Below are 23,235 nucleotides of genomic sequence, written 5' to 3'. Positions count from 1 at the left end.
CGCCCCCCCCCCCACGCCCCACAGCGGCGCGCTGACGCGCGGGAACAGCCAGAACGCCGCCAGCGCCAGCGGCAGCCCGATCGCGATCAGGCGCAGCACCGTGCCCAGGCGCCGCGCCTGCGCCAGCGGACGCTCGTTGCCGGGCACGGATTCGCCCGACTCCAGATCGGCGAGCTGCAGCAGCGCCGCCAGCGCCAGCAGCGCGCCGAGCAGCGCCAGCAGCAGCGACAGCGGTCCCTGGTCGAGCAGGAAAGTGGCGAAGGGCGCGAACAGCGCGAAGCCGACCAGGCTGCGCGTGTCGCGCAGGCCGTGCAGTTCGGCGGGCTTGATCGCGAGCATGGCCGCGAGCAGCGCGCAGCCGGTGTCGCGGCCGAAGGAGAAGCGCATCGCCATCAGCACGTAGCCCACCAGGGCGAGGGCCAGCAATGCGCGCAGCCAGGCCGGCAGCACGTGCCGCCGCGACATCGCCACCGTCGCGCAGGCCAGGGCGATGGCGGCGATGGGCAGGGCGAGGCCTTGCAGCTGCAGCAGCAGCGGCAGCAGGCAGGCGGCGGTGGCGACCAGCGTCCACAGCCGGCTGCGCGCATCGAGCGCCGGGTGCCCGCGCTCGCGCGCGGCGACGGCGATCCGCGGCGGGGATTCAGCGCGCGCCGACATCGTCGCGGGCCTCCGGATGTTGCGCGTGCGGCATCAGCGCCAGCGCGCGCAGGCAGGCGTGGCGATGGTCGGGGCCGCGCGCCGGCCCCAGTGCGGGCTGCGCGGGCAGCAGCAGGCGGTAGCGGCGCCCCTCGCGCTCGGCCTCGTCGACCCAGCGCGCCAGCCGGCGGATGCGGTCCTCGTAGGCCAGCGCGGACAAGGCGCGCCAGTCCAGTTCGATGTCCGCGCTCTGCGGCTGTTCGTACTCGCGCACCAGCAGCGCGTCGCGTCGCGCCGAGGGCTTCCAGGCGATGGCGCGACGCGCGTCGCCGCGCCGGTAGGCGCGCAGGTGATGCATGTCCTCGCCCGCCGGGTGCAGGCGCGCGCGCGCGTTCTCGCCGCGCCCTTGCGGCAGCGGCGGCCCGTGCGCTTCGGGAGCGGGATAGACCAGCAGCGGCGTGTCGGGCCAGACATAGGTCCAGGCGCGCGCCAGCCCCAGCGGGCGCCGGGTGGACACGCGCAGGCGGCCGAGCTCGAGCCAGCCGCGCCGCGCGGTGGCGATGCTCAGCACCGTCTCGCCCGCGCCGTCGGAGAGCGAGAGCGGCGCGTCGTCGCCGGCGCGGTCCACGCGCAGGCCGCGGCGCACGCGCCCGCGCGCGGCCTGCGCGTGCACGCGCAGCGCCAGCGGCATGCCCGCGGGCACCGGCTGCGCGTCGACGGCGACGATGCGCAGCCCGCTCAGCTGCAGGTGCGCCGCGAACAGGCTGGTGTTGGCCGCGCCGGCGAGCAGCAGCCCGAGCAGCAGCGCCGGGTTGTTGTTGTAGTTGAGCGCGCCGATGCCCATCGCCAGCAGCAGCGCGGCGAAGAACCAGCCGAAGCCGGTCGGCAGGATGTAGATGCGGTGGCGGTCGAAGGCCACCGGCAGGCGCTCCGGCCGCCGCGGCCGCGTGAGGCTCAGCAGGCGGCTCGCGAGCGGGGAAAGCCCGAGCCTGGAAGCGATCGCGCGCCGGCTTCCGCCCTTGCTCATGAACTGGTCCCCTTGCGCCCGCGTCCGCCGTTCAATCCACCGGCACGCTGTGCAGGATCGCCTTCGCCAGCGCGCGGTCCTCGCCGGCATCGGCGTCGGCGACCAGGCGGTGCGCGGCGACCGGCGCGAACAGCGCCTGCACGTCGTCCGGCAGCACGTGGTTGCGCCCGAGCAGCAGCGCGTAGGCGCGCGCGGCGCGCAACAGCGCGATGCCGGCGCGCGGCGACAGGCCCACGCGCACGCCGGGGTGATGGCGGCTGCGCGCGAGCAGGGCCTGCACGTAGCGCACCAGCGCCTCGCTGGCATGCACCTGCGCGACCGCCGCGCGCAGCTGCAGGACGTCGTCGGCGCCGAGCATCGGCTGCGTCTGCGCGATCAGGTCGCGACGGTCGCCGCCGGCCAGCAGCGCGCGTTCGGCGTCCTCGTCGGGATAGCCGAGGTTGAGCCGCAGCAGGAAGCGGTCGAGCTGGGAGTCGGGCAGCGGATAGGTGCCGGCCAGGTCGACCGGGTTCTGCGTGGCGATCACCAGGAAGGGTTCGGGCAGCGCGTGGGTGAGGCCGTCGACGGTGACCTGGTGCTCGGCCATCGCCTCGAGCAGCGCGCTCTGCGTGCGCGGCGGCGCGCGGTTGATCTCGTCGGCCAGCAGCACCTGGGCGAACACCGGGCCTGAATGGAACTCGAAGCGCCGCGTCTGGGCATCGAACACCGAGACCCCGATGATGTCGGAAGGAAGCAGGTCGGAGGTGAACTGCACGCGCTGGAAGGCCAGCCCGAGCGTGGCCGCCAGCGCGTGCGCGAGCGTGGTCTTGCCCAGCCCGGGCAGGTCCTCGATCAGCATGTGCCCGTCCGAGAGCAGGGCGACGAAGGCCAGCCGCACCTCGTGCGGCTTGCCGAGCACCAGCGCATTGACCTGCGCTTGCGCGCGCTTCACGGATTCCCGCAGGTCGTCGGTTAGCATGGCGAGGGACGCGGGGGATGCGGACATGCGCGGGTCGCTGTTGCTGAGGGCCGTTCGAGTGTAGCGAGGTTGTGGAGCCAAATGCGGGACCGGATGCGGCGCGGAATCGACATGCGAGTGGTCTTCATCACACTCTGGGCAGCGGTGTCGCTGCTCAAGGTGTCGATGGCCGCGCGCCTGCCGCTGTTCGTGGACGAGGCGTTCTACTGGCAGGAGAGCCGGCACCTGGCCTGGGCCTATTCCGACCTGCCGGGCATGACCGCCTGGCTGATCCGCCTGGGCGAGCTGGTGTTCGGCAAGAGCCTGCTGGCGCTGCGCCTGCCGTTCCTGATGATCGCCGCGTGCGTGCCGTGGCTCGTCGTGCGCATCGCCGCGCACGTGTACGAACGCCGCGACGGCACGCCCGTCGACCGCGTGCGCGCCGACCGCTGGCCCTGGCTGGCGGGCATCGCCGCGCTGCTGCTGCCGCTGGCCGGGACGCTCGGCCTGCTGGCGCTGCCGGATGCGCCGATGGCGCTGGCCACCCTGCTGTGCCTGGACGCGGGCATGCGCCTGCTGCGCGGGGTCAGCTACGAGACCGCGCTGCAGCTGGCGCTCGGACTGGCCATCGGCGCGCTCAGCCACTACCGCTTCATCGCCGTGATCGGCGTGGGCTTCGTGGCGCTGCTGGCGCTGCCGCGCGGGCGCGAGGCACTGCTCGATCCGCGCGTGTGGATCGCCATCGCCTTCGGCGCGGCCGCGTGGACGCCGCTGATGGCCTGGAACTTCGACAACGCCGAGGCCGGGCTGCGCTTCCAGCTGGTCGATCGCCACCCCTGGGCGTTCCACGCCGACGGCCTGTCCTTCCTGGTCGTGCAGGGCCTGTTGGTGACGCCGCCGCTGTTCGTGGCGCTGATGTGGGCGGCCTGGCGGGAGCGGCGCAGCGCATCGGAGCCGGCGCGCTACCTGGCCTGGTCGGGCGGGCTGGTGGTGCTCGGCTTTTTCGCGCTCGGCTTCTTCGCCGACACGCAGCGGGTGAGCTTCCACTGGCCGCTGCCGGGCTACCTGGCGCTGCTGCCGCTGCTGCCGCAGGCGCTGTCGGCCTGGGCGCCATGGCTGCGGCGCCTGGTCTGGAGCGTGGTCGCCTTCGGGCTGGCGGCCGCGCTGGGCTACTACGCCCTGGTGTCCTCGCCCTCGGTGCGCGAGGACAGCGCGGCGCTGAAGTGGTATCCCTCCAATTTCGCCGGCTGGGACAGCCTCGCCGCGCTGGTGCGCAACGAGCACGCGCGCATGCCGCCGGGCACGCGCATCGTCGTCGACAACTTCAAGCTCGGCGCCGAGCTAGGCTTCGCGCTCGACAACCCGCGCATCCGCGTGCTCGATCATCCGCTCAATCGCGAACACGGCCGCGCGCCGCAGCTGCAGCTGTGGGGATTGCAAAGCGCCGGGCGCGAGGACTGGGGCGATGCGCCGGTGCTGCTGGTGGTGGGCGCGGGGGACGTGGAGTACCGCAACCTGCTGCAGCGCTATCACTGGCTGTGCGCCCGGGTCGGACCGCTGCCGCGGCCGAAGGTGTTCAACGTCGACCACGGCCGCCAGCGCTACCTGCTGTTCGCCTTCGATGGCCGCGGCAAGGACGGCAAGGCCGACGCGAACGAGGCGCCCGCGCCATGCACGACGCCGGCGATGGCCTGGATCGATGCGCCGGCGATCGACGCCCGCGTCGCCGATCGCTTCGAAGTCTCGGGATGGGCGTTCAAGGACGGCGTCGGGCTGGCGCGCGTGGACGTGCTGATGGACGGACGCGTGGTCGCCAAGGCCGAGTACGGCCTGCCGAGCCCCGGCACCGCGGCGTACTGGCGGATCTCCACCGACCCGCTGCATCCCAACGTCGGCTACCGGGCGCGCGTGGACGTCGGCGACGCGACGCCGGGACGGCACTGGCTGGGCCTGCGGCTGTACGGGCGCGACGGCAGCGTCGAGGACTGGAGCGAACAGCCGGTGACCGTCGAATAGCGGTCCCGCCGGCGGCCGGACGGCCGCGACCCGCCACTTCGTGCGCGGCGCGCTAGGGCAGGCGGTAGCCGGCCTCGCGCAGCAGGCGCGCGGTCTCGATCAGCGGCAGGCCGATCAGGGCGGTGGGGTCGCGCGATTCGATGGCGGCGAAGAGCGCGATGCCCAGGCCTTCGGACTTGAAGCTGCCGGCGCAGTCCAGGGGGCGCTCGGCGTCGACGTAGCGCGCGATCTCCCCGGGCGCGAGCTCGCGGAAATGCACCAGGGTGGTATCCCGCGCGGCGAGCACCGGGCCGTCGTGGCGGGCGATGGCCACCGCGGTGTGGAAGGCGACGGTGCGCCCGGACATGGCTTCGAGCTGGGCGATGGCGCGCTCGCGGTCGCCGGGCTTGCCGAGCGGGTCGCCGTCGAGCTCGGCCGTCTGGTCGGAGCCGATCACCCAGGCGTCGAGGGCCTGCGCGGCCACGGCGGCGGCTTTCGTCTCCGCCAGGCGCACGACCATTTCCATCGGGGGCTCGCCGGGCAGGGGCGTCTCGTCCGCCTCCGGCCGCGCCGTCTCGAACGGCAACTGCAGGCGCGCCAGCAGCGCCTGGCGATAGGGCGAGGTGGAGGCGAGGATCAGGCGCATGGGCGGCGTCGCGGCGGCGGGGCGGGGCCCGCAGCCTACTGCAGGGACAGGCGGGCGCGCTCGATCCGCAGCAGTTGCCCCTCGATGCGCTGGCGGGCGAGGTCGATCGAGTCCCGCACCGAGCCCAGCTGCGCCAGCGAGGCCCGCGTGCCGTGCTGCTGCAGCCACAGCCGGTGGCGCAGCATGTCCCGCATCGCCTGGCGCACCGGCTCGCCGTCGCTGCCGGCCGCCTCGATCTCGGCCCGGGCGGCGCGCAGCCGGGCCTCGAGCCCGTCGGCGGCGTCCAGCAGCCGGCCCAGCGCCTGCCGGCGCGCGCCGTCGCGGCGTCGCCGCCACAGGACGGCCGCGAGGGCCGCCAGGGCCAGGCCGGCGAGCAGGGCGAGGATCTCGGTCAAGGCAGGGAGGGGCGGCGGGCGGAGGGGCAGTCTGGGGCCGGCACGGGCGGCGGGCAAATTCCCCGCCGCGACAAGGGTTTGCGGCCTCGGCCGGGTTTGACAGCGGGCAGGGCTGTCTTTAACATTCCAAGGCTTATGTCCGCAGAAGTGCCCGAGGTGCTCGACGCTTGGCGCATGGTCGCGGCCAGGCGCGGTTTCGAGGGCCGCATCCCGCTGTCCTCGTTGTCGCGTTTGCGCGAAGTCCTGTTCGACGACGCGGGCGAGGCGACGTTCGCGCTCGATTTCGACCGCGACGCGCTGCAGGTCCCGTACGTGGAGTTGCGAATCGAAGCCGCGTTGCCGCTGCAGTGCCAGCGCACGCTGGAGCGGTTCCTGCTTCCCGTGCAGGTGGTGCAGCGGCTGGGCCTGCTGCGTGCCGACCAGGGCGACGAGGTGGAGGAAGCCGCGTTGCCCCCCGGCTACGAGGCCCTGCTGGTCGCCGAGGACGGCATGCTGCGCCCGCTCGAACTGGTCGAGGACGAATTGATCCTCGCCGTCCCGCTGGTGCCGGTGAAGCCGGGCTCGGAGACGGTCGAGCGCGACTGGCCCGTGCAGGCGGACGAAGAGGTGCGTGCCAATCCGTTCTCGGCCTTGGCGGCGCTGAAGAAAGAGCATTGAGACACCTGGCAACCCGACGCATTGCGTCATCCCCGATTTGATTTGAAAGCTGGAGCAATCCCATGGCTGTGCAGAAATCCCGCGTGACCCCCTCCCGCCGTGGCCAGCGCCGTTCGCACGACGCGCTGACCGCCAAGCAGCTGTCGACCGACCCGACCTCGGGCGAGACCCACCTGCGCCACCACGTGACCGCCGACGGCTATTACCGCGGCAAGCAGGTCATCCAGCCGAAGACCAAGGTCGTCGAAGAAGACTGAGTCCGGCATGTCCCGCGCGCCCCGGGCGCGCGGGCGGCACGATCCGCATATTTCGAAAGGCGCTGTTCGAAAGGCCCTGCGCCGCCCCGTTTCCTGCCGCTCGCGCGGCGGAGCGGTCCGGTCGGCGCGAAGCGGCTTTCGGGGCATCCCGGCGACGGGAGCGGCCTTGCGATGAACGAATCCCTCACCAGCCGCCGTCTCTACGCGCGCATCGCCGGCACCGGCAGCTACCTGCCGGAGCGGGTGCTGCGCAACGAAGACCTGGCGAAGATGGTCGATACCAGCGACGAGTGGATCCTCGCGCGGACCGGCATCAGCGAACGCCACATCGCCGCCGAAGGCGAAACCACCAGCGACCTGGCCCGCCACGCCGCGCTGCGCGCGATGCAGGCGGCAGGCGTGAGGGCGGACGAGCTCGACCTGATCGTGGTCGGCACCACGACGCCCGACCTGATCTTTCCCTCCACCGCCTGCCTGCTCCAGGACCGCATCGGCGCCTGGGGCATTCCCGCCTTCGACGTCAACGCCGCCTGTTCCGGTTTCGTCTACGCCCTGGCGATCGCCGACAAGTTCATCCGTTCCGGCGCCGCGCGCACGGCGCTGGTGGTGGGCGCGGAAACGCTCAGCCGCATGGTCGACTGGCGCGAGCGCAGCTCCTGCGTGCTGTTCGGCGACGGCGCCGGCGCGGTGGTGCTCCGCGCGGACGAGGACACCGGCATCCTCAGCACGCATCTGCACGCCGACGGCAGCAAGAAAGACCTGCTGCGCAATCCGGTCGGCGTGTCGGCCGGTTTCCGCGAGCACGAGAGGAACGCCGGATCGCGCATCAGCATGGCCGGCAACGACGTGTTCAAGTACGCGGTGAAGGCGCTGGACGCGGTGGTCGACGAGACGCTGGAGGCCAATGCGCTGGGCCGCGGCGACATCGACTGGCTGATTCCGCACCAGGCCAACCTGCGCATCATCGCCGCGACCGCCAAGCGCCTGGAACTGCCGATGGAGCGCGTCGTGGTCACCGTCGACAGGCACGGCAATACCTCGTCCGCCTCGGTGCCGCTGGCGCTGGACGAGGGCGTGCGCCGCGGTGGAATCCGGCGCGGCCAGTTGCTGCTGCTGGAAGCCTTCGGCGGCGGCTTCACCTGGGGCTCGGCGCTGTTGCGCTATTGAGCCGATGTCCGGCCCCGCCCGCGCGGGAAGCCGGGACGAGACGTATTTCCGACATGCCCGTTCGTGCCACCGTCATCGAAGGCCGCCGCGTCTGGATCAAGTCGTATCCCGACGGCGGCGGCCGCCGCTTCAGCCTCGCGCTGCTCGACGGCATCGCGCGCAGGCTCGGGCTCGGCGCGCTGCGCCCGCCCCCGCATCGCGGCGGCGGCCAGGCCAAGCGCATCGAGGCGCGGCGCCTGCGCGAGCTGCAGGCGCAGGGCGTGCCGGTGCCGGCGCTGCTGGACGAGGACGCCGCCACGCTGCGCCTGGGCGATCTCGGCCCTTCGCTGGCGAGCAGGCTGCGCGAGGCCGGCGGCGATCCCGCGCGCCAGGACGCGCTGGTGCGTGCGGCCATCGCCGCGATCGGCGCGGCGCATCGGCGCGGCGCGTACTTCGGGCAGCCGGTGCCGCGCAACATCGCCGTGGCCGACGACGGTCGCGTGGGCTTCCTCGACTTCGAGGAGGATCCGCTGGAGGTGATGACGCTGGAGCAGGCGCAGGCCCGCGACTGGGTGCTTTTTACCTTCGGCATCGCGCCTTACTACGACGAGCGTCCGGACACCCTGGTCGCCCTGCTCGACGGCGCCTTCCGCGACGAGCCGGCCGACGTGGGCGCGCATGCGCACGTCGTGGGCGAGCGCCTGGGCTGGCTGGTGCAGCCGTTGCGGCGCCTGGGGCGCTCGGCGCGGGCGTTGGCGCATTCGATCTTCGCCATCCGCATCGCCTCCATGTAACGCGTGCCGCGCTTCGCGCACGGCCGCTCGGCGCGCACGCCCGAACGCCCGGCAGGCATACGCCCCGGTACAGACAGCGGCGTCGGTTCGCACGTATCATCGCAGCCCTCTCGTCCGCCGCCGGACGCACCAGGAACCGCCGCTTGACCGCCTCCACGCTCGCCTTCGTGTTCCCCGGCCAGGGATCGCAGTCGCTCGCGATGCTGGCCGAACTGTCGGAGCTGCACCCGGCGATCCGCGACAGCTTCGCGGAGGCTTCCGACGGCGCCGGCGTCGATCTCTGGACGCTGTCGCAGGGCGGTCCCGAGGAGCAGCTCAACCGCACCGAATACACGCAGCCGGCGCTGCTGGCCGCCGGCGTCGCCGTGTGGCGCGCCTGGCAGGCGCAGGGCGGCGCGCAACCGTCGCTGCTGGCCGGCCACAGCCTCGGCGAGTACACCGCGCTGGTCGTCGCCGATGCGATCTCGCTGCGCGATGCCGCGCACCTGGTGCGCATCCGCGGACAACTGATGCAGGACGCCGCGCCCGCCGGGACCGGCGCGATGGCGGCGGTGCTCGGCGCCGAGGACGCGGTGGTGCGGGAGGTGTGCGCCGAGGCTTCCGGCAGCGAGGTCGTGGTGCCCGCCAACTACAACTCGCCCGGCCAGATCGTGATCGGCGGCCACGCCGCGGCGGTCGACCGCGCGCTCGAGCTGCTCGCGTCCAGGGGCGTGCGCAAGGCGGTCAAGCTTGCCGTGAGCGTGCCTTCGCACACGCCGCTGATGCGCGAGGCCGCCAACCGCCTGTCCGAGACCATGGGCGGCCTGCAATGGCGCGAGCCGCGCCTGCCGGTGGTGCAGAACGTCGACGGCGAGGTGCACGAGGGCGTGCAGTCGATCCGCGACGCGCTGGTGCGCCAGCTCTACCTGCCGGTGCGCTGGACCGACTGCGTGCAGGCGCTGGCCGCCCGCGGCGCGACGCGCGTGGCCGAGTGCGGCCCGGGCAAGGTGCTGACCGGCCTGATCAAGCGCATCGACAAGGGCCTCGATGCGCGTCCGCTCGGCACGCCGGGCGAATTCGAGGCCGCCCTCGAGGAGTGGGCGCAGGCATGAGTGGACAGACAACCGCAGTGCAGGGCGCCCTGACGGGCGACATCGCCCTGGTCACCGGCGCCAGCCGCGGCATCGGCGCGGCGATCGCCGACGAGCTCGCGGCGCAGGGCGCCACCGTCATCGGCACCGCGACCAGCGAAAGCGGCGCCCAGGCGATCGGTGCGCGCCTGCAGGCCTCGGGCGGGCAGGGACGCGTGCTCGACGTCACCGAGGCCGACGCCGTCGACGCCCTGATCGAGGCCGTCGCCAAGGAGATCGGGCCGATCTCGATTCTGGTCAACAACGCCGGCATCACCCGCGACAACCTGCTGATGCGGATGAAGGACGAGGACTGGCAGGCGATCATCGACACCAACCTGACCAGCGTCTACCGCACGTCCAAGGCGGTGATGCGCGGCATGATGAAGGCGCGCAAGGGCCGCATCGTCAACATCGCCTCGGTGGTCGGTGTGACCGGCAACGCCGGGCAGGCCAACTACGCCGCGGCCAAGGCCGGCATCATCGCGTTCTCCAAATCGCTGGCGAAGGAGATCGGTTCGCGCGGCGTCACCGTGAACGTGGTCGCCCCGGGGTTCATCGCCACCGACATGACCAAGGACCTTCCCGAATCGGCGAAGGACGCCTTGCTCGGCCAGATCGCGCTGGGACGCCTGGGCGAACCGGCGGACATCGCGCGCGCGGTGGCGTTCCTCGCCGGCCCCGGCGGGGCGTACATCACCGGCGAGACCTTGCACGTCAACGGCGGCATGTACATGCCGTGATGCGCGGGCGCCGGGCATGTCGCAGGAAGCCTCGCTAAGTTGCCGTTTTTAAAAGCATTGCGGATGGACGCAGATTGAATCTTAACGATGTGGTTGCCGTCCTTGGCGTCGCGTCTTAGGCTTCGGAGCGTCCAGCCCGGCCACCCATGGCCGGGCGTTCGCCCGGGCAGCGCGGCGGTGCCGCGCTAGGCGCGCCCGGGCTCACCCCCTTACACTAGTCCCTGAAACAGCCCCTCCGGAGCCAACAGCCAATGAGCAGCATCGAAGAACGCGTCAAGAAAATCGTCGTCGAACAACTGGGCGTCAAGGAAGAAGAGGTCACCAGCAGCGCCTCCTTCGTCGACGATCTCGGCGCCGACTCGCTGGATACCGTCGAACTGGTGATGGCGCTCGAAGAAGAGTTCGAGTGCGAGATCCCCGACGAGGAAGCCGAGAAGATCACTTCGGTGCAGCAGGCGATCGACTACATCAAGGCGCACGTCAAGAGCTGAGACCGGTCCTGACGCGGTCCGGCCGCCGCCGCGCCGATGGCGCGGCCCGAAGGCCGGTCCCGCCACGCAAAGCATCTCCATGCGTCGATTCGTGGAACATGCCAACGTGAACAGCCGTACTGCGTCGTAACGACACAAACCCGGGGCCGCGCATGCGGCCTCGGGCATTTTGAACGCTCACCTGCCGCCGCAGGCGGCGAGCGCAGGCAACAGGCCCCAGGAGTCCGCAATGTCCAAACGTCGCGTCGTCATCACCGGCCTCGGCATCCTCTCGCCGCTCGGCAACGACCTCGCATCGAGCTGGGACGGCATCGTCAACAGCCGTTCCGGCATCGGCACGATCACGCACTTCGACGCCTCCGCCTTCCCGGTGCGCATCGCCGGCGAGGTCAAGGGCTTCGATCCTTCCGCGTACATTGCGCCGAAGGACATCAAGAAGATGGACCCGTTCGTGCACTACGGCGTCGCCGCCTCGCTGATGGCGATCAAGGACGCCGGCCTGGACATCGCCGCCGATCCCGAGCGCATCGGCGTGGCCATCGGCGCCGGCATCGGCGGCCTGAACGGCATCGAGGAAACCACCATCAAGTACCACGAGGGCGGCCCGCGCAAGATCTCGCCGTTCTACGTGCCCAGCACCATCATCAACATGATCGCCGGCCAGGTGTCGATCATGACCGGCGCCAAGGGGCCGAACATCGCCGCGGTGACCGCCTGCACCACCGCCACGCACAACATCGGCCTGGCGATGCGCATGATCCAGTACGGCGAGGCCGACGCGATGATCGCCGGCGGCGCCGAGTTCGCGACCACGCCGACCTCGCTGGGCGGCTTCTGCGCGATGAAGGCGCTGTCCACGCGCAACGACGAACCGACCAGGGCCTCGCGCCCCTGGGACGCGGGCCGCGACGGCTTCGTGATGGGCGACGGCGCCGGCATCCTGGTCATCGAGGACTACGAGCGCGCCAAGGCGCGCGGCGCGCGCATCTACGCCGAGCTGATCGGCTTCGGCATGAGCGGCGACGCCTACCACATGACCGCGCCGAGCGAGAGCGGCGAGGGCGGGGCGCGCTGCATGCGCAACGCGGTCAAGGACGCCGGCATCGATCCCGCCCAGATCGGCTACATCAACGCCCATGGCACCTCGACGCCGCAGGGCGACCTGGCCGAGACCATGGGCATCAAGGCCGTGCTCGGCGACGCCGCCGGCAAGGTGATGGTCAGCTCCACCAAGTCGATGACCGGCCACCTGCTGGGCGCGGCCGGCGGCGTGGAGGCGGTGTTCTCGGCGATGGCGCTGCATACCGGCGTGATCCCGCCGACCATCAATCTGGAGAACCCGTCGGAAGGCTGCGATCTCGACTACGTGCCCAACACGGCGCGCGAGGCCAAGGTCGACGTCGCCATGTCGAACTCGTTCGGCTTCGGCGGCACCAACGGCACGCTGATATTCAAGCGCGTCTGATCGCCGTTCCCCGTCTCCCCGCGGAGGCGGGGAGGCGCGGCCCCATGCTGACCACCCGGCCCCTCCCGGCGGAGACCGACCTGCCGGCGCTGCATCGCGTCGATCCGCGGCGCTATCCGCTGCTGCTGCAGTCGGTCGCCGACGGCACCGCGCACGCGCGCTGGGACATGCTGCTGGCGGCCGACGGCCGGTCGCTGCGCGCCGCCGGCGGCCGCGTGCGCGACGGCGAGGGCCGCGATCTGGGCGAAGACTTCCTGGCGACGCTCGATGCCGCCTGGAAGCAGGAGCGGCAACCGCGCGAGGCGCACGAGGACGCGCGGCGGCACTTGCCGTTCCGCGGCGGCTGGGCGCTGTTCCTCGGCTACGAACTCGCCGCGCAGGTCGAACCGGTCCTGCGCCTGCCCGACGCGCCCGGCGCGCTGCCGGGCGCGCTGGCGCTGCGTTGCCCGGCCGCGGTGCTGCGCGATCGCGTCACCGGCGAGTGCATCGCCGTGGCGGAGACCGAGGCGGCCGGCATGCTCGATGCGATCGAGGCCGACCTGCCGCTGGCCGCGGCGCTGCCGGCGCTGCCGGCGTGGCAGCGGCCGGCGCGCATCGCCGAGGACGATCCCGAGGCCTTCGTGCGCGGCGTGGAGCGCATCCTCGACTACCTGGCCGCCGGCGACATCTTCCAGGTCAATCTCTCGCGCGGCTGGCGCGCGCGCTTCGACGGCGCGCTCGATCCCGCGCGCCTGTACGCCCGCCTGTGCCGGGCCAACCCGGCGCCGTTCGCGGGCCTGTTCGCGGGCGAGGGCTGGGCGGTGGTGAGCGCCTCGCCGGAAAGGCTGGTCTCGGTGCGCGGCGACAGGGTCGAGACGCGGCCGATCGCCGGTACCCGTCCGCGCTTCCCGGGCGACGACGACGGCGCGCGCATCCGCGAGCTGGTCGGCCATCCCAAGGAGCGCGCCGAGCACGTCATGCTGGTGGACCTGGAGCGCAACGACCTCGGCCGCGTGTGCGCCGCGGGCAGCGTCGAGGTGGACGAGCTGATGCGCGTGGAAAGCTACGCCCACGTGCACCACATCGTCAGCAACGTGCGCGGGCGCCTGCGCCGGGACGCGACGCCCGGCGCGGTGATCCGCGCGGTGTTTCCCGGCGGCACCATCACCGGCTGCCCCAAGGTGCGCTGCATGCAGATCATCGCCGAGCTCGAGGGCGTCGGGCGCGGCGCCTACACCGGCGCGATGGGCTGGCTCAACCGCGACGGCGACCTCGATCTGAACATCCTCATCCGCAGCGCCGAGGTCGAGGGCGCGGAGCTGCGCTTCCGCACCGGCGCCGGCATCGTCGCCGACTCCGAGCCGCGGCGCGAACTCGACGAGACCCGGGCCAAGGCGCGCGGCATGCTGAAGGCGCTGGACGCCGGTTCCACGGTATCCTCGGCGGCCATGACCGACGGAAATTCCCAGCCATGAGCCGTCTAAAGAAAGGCATCGGCGCCTTGTTCGTGGCGTCGGCGCTGCTGGCCGGCGCGTTCGCGTACTGGGCCTACGACCGCTACACGGCGTTCGCCGGCACGCCGCTGGGCGGCATCGAGGCCGGCGAGAGCCTGGTGGTGGAGCGCGGCGATTCGCTGCCGCGCGTGCTCTCGCGCCTGCGCGCGCTGGGCGTGGGCGCCGGCATGGACGTGGAGTGGCAGCTGCTGGCGCGCCAGCTCAAGGCCGCCGGCCGGATCCAGGTCGGCGAGTACGCGCTGGAACCCGGCGTCACCACGCCGCGCACGCTGCTCGAGCACATGCGCGACGGCAAGGTGCTCAGCTACCGCTTCACCCTGGTGGAAGGCTGGAACATGCGCGAGCTGCGCGCGGCGCTGGCGAAGGCGCGGCCGCTGCGGCAGACCATCGCCGAATTCGACGATGCCGCGCTGATGCAGGCGCTGGGCCGGCCGGGGCTGCATCCGGAAGGACGCTTCCTGCCGGAAACCTACGTCTACACCCGCCAGGACAGCGACCTGGACGTGCTCAGGCGCGCCAACGCCGACCTGGAGAAGGCGCTCGATGCCGCCTGGAAGGCACGCGCGCCCGACCTGCCGATCACGAGCAAGGAGGAGGCGCTGGTCCTGGCCTCCATCGTCGAGAAGGAAACCGGCATCGCCAGCGAGCGGCCGCAGATCGCCGGCGTGTTCGCGCGCCGGCTCAAGCTCGGCATGCGCCTGCAGACCGATCCCACCGTGATCTACGGCATGGGCAGCGCCTACGCCGGCAACATCCGCAAGACCGACCTGCTCGCCGACACGCCGTACAACACCTACACCCGCGACGGCCTGCCGCCCACGCCGATCGCGATGGCCGGCAAGGACGCGCTGGCGGCCGCGACCCGGCCCGCCGCGGGCGATGCGCTGTTCTTCGTCGCCGTGGGCGACGGCAGCGGCCGGCACGTGTTCACGCGCACGCTGGGCGAGCACGAGGCCGCGGTGCGCGCCTACATCCAGCGCTACCGCGCGCAGTACGGGCCGAAATGACCGGGCCGGGCTTCCCGCTCGAAACGCATTCGCGCTTCATCACGCTCGAAGGAGGCGAAGGCGCGGGCAAGACCACGGTGCTCGAGGCGTTGTGCGAGGCGCTGCGCGCGCAGGGTCTGGAGGTGGTGCGCACGCGCGAGCCGGGCGGCACGCCGCTGGCGGAGATGATCCGCAGCCTGCTGCTCGACCCCGCGCACGAACCGCCGGCGCCGGAGACCGAACTGCTGCTGGTGTTCGCCGCGCGCGCCCAGCACGTGCGCGAGACCATTGCGCCGGCGCTGGCGCGCGGCGCCTGGGTGATCAGCGACCGCTTCACCGACTCCAGCTATGCCTACCAGGGCGGCGGGCGCGGCCTCGATGCGGCGTTCATCGGCGAGCTCGAGCGGCGCGCCGTCGGCCTGCGTCCCGGGCTCACGCTGCTGCTCGACATCGACGTCGGACAGGGGCGCGAACGCGCGCGCGGACGCGACCAGGCGCCCGGCGGCGGCGGTCCGGACCGCATCGAGCGCGAGCGCGACGAATTCTTCCAGCGCGTGCGCGCCGCGTACCGCGCGCGCGCGGCCGCCGAGCCGGCGCGCTTCCGCGTCATCGACGCCTCGCAGCCGGCGCAGGCCGTCGCCGACGCAGCCGTCACGCAGCTGCGCGCCTGGCAGGAGCGCGAGGCGTGAGCGCGATGGCGGACGCAACGGTGTTCGCGCCCTGGCAGCAGCGCGCCTACGAGCAGGCCGAGGCGGCGCTCGACGGCGGACGCATGGGCCATGCGCTGCTGATCTGCGGGCCGGCGCGTTTGGGCAAGCGCGCGCTGGCCGAGCGGCTGGCGCGGCACGCGCTCGGCGCCGAGCGCGACGCGCGCGCGGCGCAGCTGCTCGCCGCGGGCACGCATCCGGACTACCACTGCGTCGGCCTGGAGTACAACAAGGAAGGCACGCGGCTGCGCACCGAGATCGTGATCGAGCAGATCCGCGCGCTTTCCGGCAAGTTGGCGCTGACCCCGCAATACGGCGGCGCGCAGGTCGCCATCGTCGATCCGGCCGACGCGATCAACCACGCCGCCTGCAACGCCCTGCTCAAGACGCTGGAGGAGCCGCAGCCCGGCCGCTACCTGTGGCTGATCGCCGCCGAGCCGGCGCGGCTGCCGGCGACGATCCGCAGCCGCTGCCAGCGCCTGGAACTGCGCCTGCCGCCGCGCGCCGAAGCGCTGGCCTGGCTGCAGGCGCAGGGGCATGCCGACAGGCAGGCCGCCGAGGCGCTGGAAGCCGCGCGCGGCCATCCCGGGCTGGCCGACGTCTGGCTGCGCGACGGCGGCATCGCGCTGCGGCGCGACGTGGCCGGGGATCTGGCCAGGCTGGCCAAGGGCGAGCTGGGCGCGCTGGAAGCCGCGCAGCGCTGGACCGCCGACGAAGATGCGGCGCTACGCCTGCGCCATGCCGCCGACCTGGCGCTCGCCGAGGCCGGCGGCTTGACCGACCCTGCGCGAATCCGGAAGCTGGCCGCCTGGTTCGATGCGGCCAACCGCACCCGCGACCTGCTGCGGACCACGGTCCGCGCCGATCTCGCGGTCGCGGAGCTGCTGCTGGGTTGGGGGAAAAACCGCGCCTAAGCCGATGCCGCGCCGGAGCGTCGGCTACGTCGCGGCATGCAACACGATCGGGGGAGATGCGTCATGAACACCACGGCCACGCCTTCGCGCCAAGGCATCCTGTCGCTGGCCTTGAAGGACAAGGCGGCGCTGTACGGCGCCTACATGCCGTACCTGAAGAACGGCGGCATCTTCGTGCCGACGACCAAGCGCTATTTCCTCGGCGACGAGGTCTTCCTGCTGATCACGCTGCCCGAATCGGGCGACCGCCTGCCGGTGGCGGGCAAGGTGGTCTGGGTGACGCCGGCCGGCGCGCAGGGCAACCGCACCGCCGGCGTGGGCGTGCAGTTCGCCGACACCGGCGAGGGCGAAACCGTGCGCGCGAAGATCGAGACCCTGCTGGCGGGCATGCTGAACGCGGACAAGCGCACCCACACCATGTGATCGTCGCGGGCAGGGGCGGGACAACCCGCACCCGCATCGGGACCGGAGCCGGACTCGCGTGGACACCGCGGGTCCGGGTGCGGTCAATACGGCAGCGTCCGCTTGGCCTGGCCGCGTCCGCGGTCCTCGCGTCGGCCGCGGCGCCGATGCGCGGGTTGCCATGCGCGCAAGCGAATTGATTAGACTTGCGCCGCGGCACGCCGATCAGGGACGTGCCGATCTGGAGCGCCATGGCCCATCGCGCCACCGTCATCGCAGCAACCCGCTCGCCGGAAGCCAGGCCGTTCGTGGCGGCCGATGTCGGCGGCACCCATGCCCGCATCGCGCTCATGCGCGCCGGCGAGGCCGGGCAGGCGGCGGCGATGCTCGACTTCCGCCAATACGCCTGCGCCGATTTCCCCGACCTGTCGGACATCGTGGTGCACTTCCTGCGCGAATGCGGCGCGGACGGCGCCGATCGCGCGGTGATCGCCATCGCCGGCATCCTGCGCGGCGACGAGCTGGTCAACACCAACCTGCCGTGGCCGGTCTCGCTCTCGCGCATGCGCGGCGCACTGTCGCTGCGCGATCTGCGCCTGGTCAACGACTTCGAGGCGATGGCCTACGCCACCCCGTACATCGATCCGGCCGAATCCGTGCTGCTGGCCGGCCCGCAGTCGCCGCGCGAAGCCGGCGCGACGCTGGTGATCGGTCCGGGCACCGGCCTCGGCGCGGCCTTGTGGACGCCCTCGGACGGCACGGCGCCGCCGCAGGTGCTCGCCACCGAAGCCGGCCATGCCGCGTTGGCGCCGGGCAACGTCCGCGAGCTCGCGCTGCTCGGCCGTTTCCTGCAGCGCTGGCCGCATGTCGACAACGAGCGCGCGCTTTCCGGCCCGGGCCTGCTGAACCTCTATCGCGGCCTGTGCGAGCTCGACGGCGCGCGCGCGGCGCTGGACAGTCCGGCCGCGGTCGCGCAGGCGGCGCAGCAGGGCGGGGACGCGCAGGCGCTGGAGGCGCTGCACATCTTCTGCGCCATGCTCGGCAGCCTGGTCGGCGACCTGGTGCTGACCTTCGGCGCGCGCGCCGTGTACCTGGCCGGCGGCATGCCGGCGCACATCAAGCCGTTCCTGCTGCATAGCCGATTCGCCGAACGCTACCTCAACAAGGGCGTGCTGCGCAGCGTGCTGGAGCAGGTGTCGGTGTCGGTGATCGACCATGGCCGCTACGGCCTGCTCGGCGCCGCCGCGTGGTACCTCGATCGCGCCGGATCGCGCTGACCGCCGTCCCGCCGGTCGCGCCGTCGACGGCGGGGATTTCCCCATCTTCCCGGACCACGCGATGACGACACGACGCGATTTCCTGCACACCTCCCTGTTCGCCGCCGGTGCGCTGGCCTTGCCGGGCGCCGCCGGGGCGGCCAAGCCCGCCAGGCCGGTCGCCCGCGTCGTCTCGACCTGGGACTTCGGCGTGGGCGCCAATGCCGCGGCGTGGAAAACGCTGGGCGCGGGCGGCTCCGCGCTCGATGCCGTCGAGGCCGGCGCGCGCTGGGCCGAGGCCGACCTGTGCAATCCCACGGTCGGGCACTGCGGCTATCCCGACCGCGACGGCGTGCTCACCCTCGACGCCAGCATCATGGACGGCGACGGCCGCTGCGGCGCGGTGGCGGCGCTGGAGGACATCGCGCATCCGGTCTCGGTGGCGCGCGCGGTGATGGAGAAGACCCCGCACGTGATGCTGGTGGGGCAGGGCGCACAGCAGTTCGCGGTGGCGCAGGGGTTCGAGAAGCGCCCGCTGCTGACCGACGCGGCGCGCAAGGCCTGGCGCGAGTGGCTGAAGACCTCCGAATACAAGCCGGTGATCAACGCCGAGCGCGTGCTGCCGGGCGAGGCGGCGGCGAAGCCCGGCGACCGGCGCAACCACGACACGCTCGGCATCCTCGCCATCGACGGCGCGGGCAGGCTGGCCGGCGCCTGCACCACCAGTGGCATGGCCTGGAAGCTGCGTGGGCGCGTGGGCGACAGCCCGATCGTCGGCGCCGGCCTGTACGTCGACAACGAGGTCGGCGCGGCCACCGCGTCCGGCGTGGGCGAGGAGATGATCCGCAACGCGGCCAGTTTCCTGGTGGTCGAGCTGATGCGCCAGGGCCGCTCGCCCGCCGATGCCTGCCGCGAGGCGATCGAGCGCGTGGTGCGCAAGCGGCCGGAGGCGAGCAAGCGCCTGCAGGTGTGCTTCCTCGCCTTGAACAAGCAGGGCGAGGTCGGCGCGTTCGCGCTGCACCGCGGCTTCGTCTACGCGGTCTGCGATGCCGGCAAGCAGGACGCGCTGCGCGACGCGCGCTCGGTCTACGCGACCGAGCAGACATGAGCGCGCCGTCCCCGCGGCTGGAGATCGCCGCCAATTCGCTCGGTTCCGCGCTGGCGGCGCAGGCCGGCGGCGCCGACCGCATCGAGCTGTGCGAAAACCTGGCCGAAGGCGGATGCACGCCGTCCTACGGCATGCTGGCCGTGGTGCGCGAGCGCCTGCGGATTCCGGTCTACGTGCTGATCCGGCCGCGCGGCGGCGACTTCCTCTACGACCAGGGCGAGCGCGAAGTGATGCTGCGCGACATCGAGGCGTGCGTGCGCCTGGGCTGCGACGGCGTGGTGCTGGGCGCACTGGACGCCGACGGCGCGGTGGACACGGCCCTGTGCCGGACCCTGATCGACGCCGCGCGTCCCCTGGATGTCACTTTCCATCGCGCGTTCGATGCCGCGCGCGACCGCGCGCGCGCGCTCGAGGACATCGTCGCGCTGGGCTGCGGGCGCATCCTCACCTCCGGCGGCGCCGCCGACGCCCTGCAGGGCGCGGACGCGATCGCGGCGTCGCGGCGGCAGGCGCAGGGACGCCTTTCGCTGATGGCCGGGGCGGGGGTGACCGCGGCCAGCCTGCCCGAACTGCTGCGGACGACCGGCGTGCACGAGGTGCATGCCTCCGCGCGCGTGCCGCGCACCTCGGCGATGCGCTACCGCAACGACGCGCTGCCGGGGCTTTCCCCCGACTGGATGCAGACCGAGGCCGACAGCGTGCGGCATCTGGCGGCGGCGTTGCGCGCGGCGTAAGGCGCATTACGTTTAGTTTTCCGCGCCCGGCGGTCAGGGGCGGCGGGCGGCGCTGGACGGCACGGCCGGGGTTTCGGGGCTTCTGCGCGCACCACACGGCGGCGCATGGCGCGCTGCTGCGCTGCGTCATGTCAAAAGGGCGTGAATATGGTTATTTAGATCGATCCAGCTCAGGGGGTGGATCGGTCAAGGGGGATCGATCCGGCTGTTGGTTCGGGAGTTTAGATCGTGACAAAACGGCCGCGCGGAGGGATCGCGTGCGGTTCATCGCCCATGTTTTCCATTCGAGAGCCCAGAAAATGATCCAGGCCAGATTTCGCCGCAAAGCACTCGTCAGCGCGCTCGCATTGACGCTGTCCGCGCCGCTTGTCGTGCACGCGCAGCAGACGCAGACAGATCCGGGAAGCGCGTCCGCCGAAGGGGAGCAGGCGCCCGCCGAGGGCAGCAAGCGCAAGACGACCGAGCTCGAGCAGGTGACGGTCACCGGCTCGCGCATCCGCCGCAGCGAAGTGGAGGGGCCGGCGCCGGTGACGGTGATCACCGGCGAACAGATGAAGAAGGAGGGCTTCGCCACCGTCTACGACGCGCTGCAGACGCTCACCGAGGCGATCGGCAACGTGCAGAACGACTACGACTGGGGCCAGAGCAGCGTCAACGCCTCGCCGCTCAACCTGCGCAACCTGGGCCCGGGCCGCAGCCTGCTGCTGATCAACGGCCACCGCGTGGCCGACTACCCGATGCCCTACCAGGGCAAGAGCAACTTCGCCAACTACAACAACATCCCCACCGGCATCGTCGACCGCATCGAGGTGCTGTCCGGCAGCGCTTCGGCGATCTACGGCTCCGACGCCATGGCCGGCGTGGTCAACGTGATCCTGAAGGAGAACATCGACGGCCACACCGCGCGGGTGAAGTACGGCGAGACCAAGCGCGGCGGCCGCGACACCTTCGACGCCTCGCTGTCCGGCGGCTTCACCGGCGAGCAGTGGAGCCTGGTCTACAACCTGCAGCATTTCGACCGCGGTCCGCTGCTGGCCAAGGACCGCCCGTTCATGGACGAGGAGTCCGACAAGAACTACGCCGTGTGGGGGCCGGGCGAGCGCCACTACGGGTTGCCGACGCTCACGCCCTATCCGGGCCTGTACCTGCAGGACCGCGACCAGTGGGTCAACGTGCCGGGCGGCACCAATACCTACCGGCGCATGGCGCCGCCGCAAGGCGCCTGCGACCAGTACGGCGGCCTGTTCTTCCGCGCCGATCTCCTCGGCTACGACCGCAAGAGCGGCGCCGCGACCAACGCCGGCAGCTATTGCGCGCAGCGCGTGTTCCAGAACTGGGCGCTGCGCACCGGCAGCGAGGACAACTCGGGTTATCTGTACGGCACCTTCGATTTCAGCGAGAGCCTGCAGGGTTGGGCCACGCTCGGCCTGTGGAAATCGACCGGCGAATTCAACAGCTTCCTCGACGGCTTCGACAGCGGCGTCTACTGGGACCCCACCGTCAACAACGGCGCCGGCGGCAGCCGCCGCTTCCTCAAGATCCAGTCGCCGCAGGAAATGGGCGGCGAGGACAATATCCTCACCAAGTCGGATGAAACCGCCATCGATTTCAGCGTCGGCCTGCGCGGGACCATGTTCGACGGCCGTTTCGACTGGGAAGCGATGGTTGGGCGCGCCACCTACAAGGTGCGGGAAACCTTCCCGACCCTCAACCAGGGCGACATGTTCGACTTCTACATGGGGCAGCAGCTGGGCACCCGCACAGGCGTGGTCGATCCCCAGAACGGCAACGTGCGCGACCTGCCGATCTATTCGCCCGACTACAACAAGCTTTGGAATCCGGTGCCTTCCGGCGACGTGGCCGGCTTCAGCGACCGTGGCTACAAGAAGGCGCGGTCGTGGTTGAATCAGGCGCAGTTCGTCGTCTCCGGCAACCTGTTCGACGGCTGGGCCGGCCCGATCGGCTTCGCCGGCGTGCTGGAGGCGGCCAAGCAGGGCTACAAGCTCAACCCCGACCCCAAGATCGTCAACCCGGACGAGGACGGCTGGTACACGCCCTTCGGCAACATCGAACTCGGCGGCGGCGAGCGCAAGCATTACGCCGCGGGCGTCGAGTTCAAAGTGCCGTTGATGGAGAAGCTGCTGCTCAGCGCCGCGGGCCGCTACGACAAGTACGATGCCGTCGCCAGCGATGCGGCGACTACCTACCAGCTCGGCCTGGAATGGCGCCCGGTCAACAGCCTGCTGCTGCGCGGCACGTACGGCACCAGCTTCCGGGCGCCCGACATGCACTTCGTCTATGCCTCGGCGAGTTCGGGGGTTTCGGACTTCACCGACTACCTGGCCTGCGCCGATGGAGGCTGGCCCAATCGCCAGTGTCCGCGAGACAGCTTCAAGGTCGAGGATGCCACGGTCGCGCGTACCGGCACCCCCGACTTGAAGTACGAAGAAGGCAAATCCTATTCCTACGGTTTCGTCTGGGACGCGTTCAAGGGATTTTCGCTGTCGGCGGACTACTGGTACGTCAGCATCGATAACCTGATCGACGATATTTCCGCGGACCAGCTGCTGAAGGATGAAGCCTACTGTCTGCGCAACGGATTCGATCCGGAAGGGCTGGTCCGCCCGGTGGCGCCTTCGGCCGCCTGGTGCGCCGAGGTGGTCAGCCGCGTCCAGCGCACGCCCGGGGTCCCGAGCAGCACGGCGGGCTCGGTCACGATCAACACCAATCCGATCAACCGCGCGGAGACCGTGGTCGACGGCGTCGACCTGAGCGCGCGGTACCAGCTGCCAGATACGCGCACCGGCAATTGGAATTTCAACCTCAATTACACCAACATGCTGACCTACAAGTCGCGCGGCTTCCCGACCGACAAGCTCGAGGACACGCGCAAGACGCAGAATCCGCGCACCAAGGTCACCTTGAGCGCCAACTGGACCTATGACAAGTGGAACGCCACGCTGATGATGTACCAGAAGTCCGGTGGCCGGGACAATCGTTGGGGAGGCTGCCTGCCGCTCTCCGACGGATACGCCGATCATGAGCGCATCGACGACAAGACCTGCAAGGACACGGATCCCACCAGCCCCACGTTCGGGGAAACCTCCAAGCGCGTCTACAACCGCCGTTCGCCGCGCCGCTACTTCAACGGCAGCGTCGGCTACCAGATCACCGACGCGTTCAAGATGAACCTGTACGTGAGCAACATCTTCGACAAGATCTACGGCGACAAGTGGTGCGGCGATTTCGCCTACTGCATCGACGATCCGATCGGCCGCGAGGTGTCGGTGGAGGCGATCTACAAGTTCGATTGACAAGTTCGATTGATCGGCGCCTT

At 71.5% G+C, this 23,235-nt stretch carries 23 protein-coding genes; 18 read left to right on the top strand and 5 right to left on the bottom strand.

Annotated elements, in window-relative coordinates:
- The 3 genes from MD221_RS04590 to MD221_RS04580 all read right to left on the bottom strand — a co-directional run.
- Nucleotides 1-657, bottom strand: a 657-nt coding sequence (locus MD221_RS04590) for a TgpA N-terminal domain-containing protein (protein WP_242108147.1), incomplete at its 3' end; no start/stop codon positions are given.
- Nucleotides 641-1,663 (bottom strand): DUF58 domain-containing protein, encoded by a 1,023-nt coding sequence (locus tag MD221_RS04585; RefSeq protein ID WP_242108146.1) that lies wholly within the window; start codon nt 1,661-1,663, stop codon nt 641-643. The genes MD221_RS04590 and MD221_RS04585, both read right to left, overlap by 17 nt.
- A 31-nt stretch (nt 1,664-1,694) precedes the next feature.
- Nucleotides 1,695-2,648 carry an AAA family ATPase gene (locus tag MD221_RS04580; RefSeq protein WP_425602200.1) on the bottom strand — a complete coding sequence of 318 codons (954 nt, stop codon included), beginning with the start codon at nt 2,646-2,648 and terminating at the stop codon, nt 1,695-1,697.
- Between the two features lie 66 nt (nt 2,649-2,714).
- Between MD221_RS04580 and MD221_RS04575 the strand changes: the two genes are divergently transcribed.
- Entirely contained in the window at nt 2,715-4,616 is a 1,902-nt protein-coding gene (locus tag MD221_RS04575) for a glycosyltransferase family 39 protein (protein ID WP_425602199.1), read from the top strand.
- Between the two features lie 52 nt (nt 4,617-4,668).
- Here MD221_RS04575 and MD221_RS04570 read toward each other — a convergent pair whose 3' ends face one another.
- Nucleotides 4,669-5,241 carry a Maf family protein gene (locus MD221_RS04570; protein WP_242108142.1) on the bottom strand — a complete coding sequence of 191 codons (573 nt, stop codon included), beginning with the start codon at nt 5,239-5,241 and terminating at the stop codon, nt 4,669-4,671.
- A 35-nt stretch (nt 5,242-5,276) separates the two neighbouring features.
- Nucleotides 5,277-5,636 (bottom strand): LPXTG cell wall anchor domain-containing protein, encoded by a 360-nt coding sequence (locus MD221_RS04565; protein WP_242108140.1) that lies wholly within the window; start codon nt 5,634-5,636, stop codon nt 5,277-5,279.
- 135 nt (nt 5,637-5,771) lie between these two features.
- Here MD221_RS04565 and MD221_RS04560 point away from each other — a divergent pair, with 135 nt between their 5' ends.
- The 17 genes from MD221_RS04560 to MD221_RS04480 all read left to right on the top strand — a co-directional run bounded on the left by MD221_RS04560 (nt 5,772) and on the right by MD221_RS04480 (nt 23,212).
- Nucleotides 5,772-6,293, top strand: a complete 522-nt coding sequence (locus MD221_RS04560) for a YceD family protein (RefSeq protein WP_242108137.1) — start codon at nt 5,772-5,774, stop codon at nt 6,291-6,293.
- 62 nt (nt 6,294-6,355) lie between these two features.
- Complete coding sequence (gene rpmF, locus MD221_RS04555) at nt 6,356-6,550, top strand: 50S ribosomal protein L32 (protein ID WP_242108135.1); 195 nt, start codon at nt 6,356-6,358, stop codon at nt 6,548-6,550.
- 171 nt (nt 6,551-6,721) lie between these two features.
- Complete coding sequence (locus tag MD221_RS04550) at nt 6,722-7,717, top strand: beta-ketoacyl-ACP synthase III (RefSeq protein WP_242108133.1); 996 nt, start codon at nt 6,722-6,724, stop codon at nt 7,715-7,717.
- Nucleotides 7,718-7,770: 53 nt separating this feature from the next.
- On the top strand, nt 7,771-8,490 hold the full coding sequence (locus MD221_RS04545) for a BUD32 family EKC/KEOPS complex subunit (protein ID WP_242108131.1): 720 nt from the start codon (nt 7,771-7,773) through the stop codon (nt 8,488-8,490).
- Nucleotides 8,491-8,633: 143 nt separating this feature from the next.
- The gene (fabD, locus tag MD221_RS04540) at nt 8,634-9,581 is read left to right on the top strand and encodes an ACP S-malonyltransferase (protein ID WP_242108130.1); all 948 of its coding nucleotides are present in this window, start codon (nt 8,634-8,636) and stop codon (nt 9,579-9,581) included.
- Nucleotides 9,578-10,342, top strand: coding sequence for a 3-oxoacyl-ACP reductase FabG (fabG, locus tag MD221_RS04535; protein WP_242108128.1), 765 nt, complete (start codon nt 9,578-9,580; stop codon nt 10,340-10,342). The genes fabD and fabG overlap by 4 nt, the downstream gene beginning before the upstream one ends.
- Before the next feature lie 251 nt (nt 10,343-10,593).
- Entirely contained in the window at nt 10,594-10,833 is a 240-nt protein-coding gene (gene acpP, locus MD221_RS04530) for an acyl carrier protein (protein WP_242108127.1), read from the top strand.
- 229 nt (nt 10,834-11,062) lie between these two features.
- Nucleotides 11,063-12,298, top strand: a complete 1,236-nt coding sequence (fabF, locus tag MD221_RS04525) for a beta-ketoacyl-ACP synthase II (RefSeq protein ID WP_242108126.1) — start codon at nt 11,063-11,065, stop codon at nt 12,296-12,298.
- Between the two features lie 44 nt (nt 12,299-12,342).
- The gene (locus tag MD221_RS04520) at nt 12,343-13,752 is read left to right on the top strand and encodes an aminodeoxychorismate synthase component I (RefSeq protein WP_242108125.1); all 1,410 of its coding nucleotides are present in this window, start codon (nt 12,343-12,345) and stop codon (nt 13,750-13,752) included.
- Complete coding sequence (gene mltG, locus MD221_RS04515) at nt 13,749-14,798, top strand: endolytic transglycosylase MltG (RefSeq protein ID WP_242108124.1); 1,050 nt, start codon at nt 13,749-13,751, stop codon at nt 14,796-14,798. Before MD221_RS04520 ends, mltG begins: the two co-directional genes overlap by 4 nt.
- Nucleotides 14,795-15,466 carry a dTMP kinase gene (gene tmk, locus MD221_RS04510; RefSeq protein WP_242108123.1) on the top strand — a complete coding sequence of 224 codons (672 nt, stop codon included), beginning with the start codon at nt 14,795-14,797 and terminating at the stop codon, nt 15,464-15,466. Before mltG ends, tmk begins: the two co-directional genes overlap by 4 nt.
- Nucleotides 15,467-15,471: 5 nt before the next feature.
- Nucleotides 15,472-16,398 (top strand): DNA polymerase III subunit delta', encoded by a 927-nt coding sequence (locus tag MD221_RS04505; protein ID WP_242108588.1) that lies wholly within the window; start codon nt 15,472-15,474, stop codon nt 16,396-16,398.
- Nucleotides 16,399-16,461: 63 nt separating this feature from the next.
- Nucleotides 16,462-16,821, top strand: a complete 360-nt coding sequence (locus MD221_RS04500; RefSeq protein ID WP_242108122.1) for a PilZ domain-containing protein — start codon at nt 16,462-16,464, stop codon at nt 16,819-16,821.
- 230 nt (nt 16,822-17,051) lie between these two features.
- Nucleotides 17,052-18,077 carry a glucokinase gene (locus MD221_RS04495; RefSeq protein ID WP_242108121.1) on the top strand — a complete coding sequence of 342 codons (1,026 nt, stop codon included), beginning with the start codon at nt 17,052-17,054 and terminating at the stop codon, nt 18,075-18,077.
- A 61-nt stretch (nt 18,078-18,138) separates the two neighbouring features.
- Complete coding sequence (locus MD221_RS04490; RefSeq protein WP_242108120.1) at nt 18,139-19,164, top strand: glycosylasparaginase; 1,026 nt, start codon at nt 18,139-18,141, stop codon at nt 19,162-19,164.
- Nucleotides 19,161-19,898 (top strand): copper homeostasis protein CutC, encoded by a 738-nt coding sequence (locus MD221_RS04485; RefSeq protein ID WP_242108119.1) that lies wholly within the window; start codon nt 19,161-19,163, stop codon nt 19,896-19,898. The genes MD221_RS04490 and MD221_RS04485 overlap by 4 nt, the downstream gene beginning before the upstream one ends.
- A 299-nt stretch (nt 19,899-20,197) precedes the next feature.
- Nucleotides 20,198-23,212 (top strand): TonB-dependent receptor plug domain-containing protein, encoded by a 3,015-nt coding sequence (locus MD221_RS04480; RefSeq protein ID WP_242108118.1) that lies wholly within the window; start codon nt 20,198-20,200, stop codon nt 23,210-23,212.
- The last annotated feature ends 23 nt before the right edge of the window (nt 23,213-23,235 follow it).

It is taken from the genome of Luteimonas aquatica, assembly GCF_022662575.1.
Taxonomy (GTDB): domain Bacteria; phylum Pseudomonadota; class Gammaproteobacteria; order Xanthomonadales; family Xanthomonadaceae; genus Luteimonas; species Luteimonas aquatica.
The sequence above is the reverse complement of the archived record's forward strand: the minus strand, read 5'-3'. Positions and strand labels throughout refer to the sequence as shown.